The organism is Campylobacter sp. JMF_15 NE4 (assembly GCF_027737645.1).
In the GTDB taxonomy this organism is placed as follows: domain Bacteria; phylum Campylobacterota; class Campylobacteria; order Campylobacterales; family Campylobacteraceae; genus Campylobacter_B.
Genome location: NZ_JAOVTY010000007.1, coordinates 1 through 1,655, shown reverse-complemented (window position 1 = coordinate 1,655; position 1,655 = coordinate 1). Strand labels below are relative to the sequence as shown.

General features: G+C 46.2%; 1 rRNA gene. It reads left to right on the top strand.

Going from position 1 to position 1,655, the window contains the following annotated elements:
- Nucleotides 1-102: 102 nt before the first annotated feature.
- Nucleotides 103-1,613 (top strand): 16S ribosomal RNA (locus tag OFN98_RS07985).
- The last annotated feature ends 42 nt before the right edge of the window (nucleotides 1,614-1,655 follow it).

Below are 1,655 nucleotides of genomic sequence, written 5' to 3'. Positions count from 1 at the left end.
AATTGTCAAATTTAAAAGTTACAAACAATTAAGTTTTTAGATTAAAAACTTCATAAATTGAATTTAAAAGATAAAAAGTTTCTTTTTATCTTTGATACATTTTTTATGGAGAGTTTGATCCTGGCTCAGAGTGAACGCTGGCGGCGTGCCTAATACATGCAAGTCGAACGGACAAGTAAGAGCTTGCTCTTATGAGTTAGTGGCGCACGGGTGAGTAATGTATAGTTAATCTGCCCTACACTGGAGGACAACAGTTAGAAATGACTGCTAATACTCCATACTCCTTCTTAACACAAGTTAAGTCGGGAAAGTTTTTCGGTGTAGGATGAGACTATATTGTATCAGCTAGTTGGTAAGGTAATGGCTTACCAAGGCTATGACGCATAACTGGTCTGAGAGGATGATCAGTCACACTGGAACTGAGACACGGTCCAGACTCCTACGGGAGGCAGCAGTAGGGAATATTGCTCAATGGGGGAAACCCTGAAGCAGCAACGCCGCGTGGAGGATGACACTTTTCGGAGCGTAAACTCCTTTTGTTAGGGAAGAACACTGACGGTACCTAACGAATAAGCACCGGCTAACTCCGTGCCAGCAGCCGCGGTAATACGGAGGGTGCAAGCGTTACTCGGAATCACTGGGCGTAAAGGACGCGTAGGCGGATTATCAAGTCTCTTGTGAAATCTAACGGCTTAACCGTTAAACTGCTTGGGAAACTGGTAATCTAGAGTAAGGGAGAGGTAGATGGAATTCTTGGTGTAGGGGTAAAATCCGTAGAGATCAAGAAGAATACCCATTGCGAAGGCGATCTACTGGAACTTAACTGACGCTAATGCGTGAAAGCGTGGGGAGCAAACAGGATTAGATACCCTGGTAGTCCACGCCCTAAACGATGTATACTGGTTGTTGCTATGCTAGTCATGGCAGTAATCCACCTAACGGATTAAGTATACCGCCTGGGGAGTACGGTCGCAAGATTAAAACTCAAAGGAATAGACGGGGACCCGCACAAGCGGTGGAGCATGTGGTTTAATTCGAAGATACGCGAAGAACCTTACCTAGGCTTGATATCCAACAAATCTCTTAGAGATAAGAGAGTGCTAGCTTGCTAGAATGTTGAGACAGGTGCTGCACGGCTGTCGTCAGCTCGTGTCGTGAGATGTTGGGTTAAGTCCCGCAACGAGCGCAACCCACGTATTTAGTTGCTAACGGTTCGGCCGAGCACTCTAAATAGACTGCCTTCGTAAGGAGGAGGAAGGTGTGGACGACGTCAAGTCATCATGGCCCTTATGCCTAGGGCGACACACGTGCTACAATGGCATATACAATGAGACGCAATATCGCGAGATGGAGCAAATCTATAAAATATGTCCCAGTTCGGATTGTTCTCTGCAACTCGAGAGCATGAAGCCGGAATCGCTAGTAATCGTAGATCAGCCATGCTACGGTGAATACGTTCCCGGGTCTTGTACTCACCGCCCGTCACACCATGGGAGTTGATTTCACTCGAAGCCGGAATGCTAAACTAGCTACCGTCCACAGTGGAATCAGCGACTGGGGTGAAGTCGTAACAAGGTAACCGTAGGAGAACCTGCGGTTGGATCACCTCCTTTCTAGAGTACAAATGAATATTCTCTCACAAGATATTCATCATA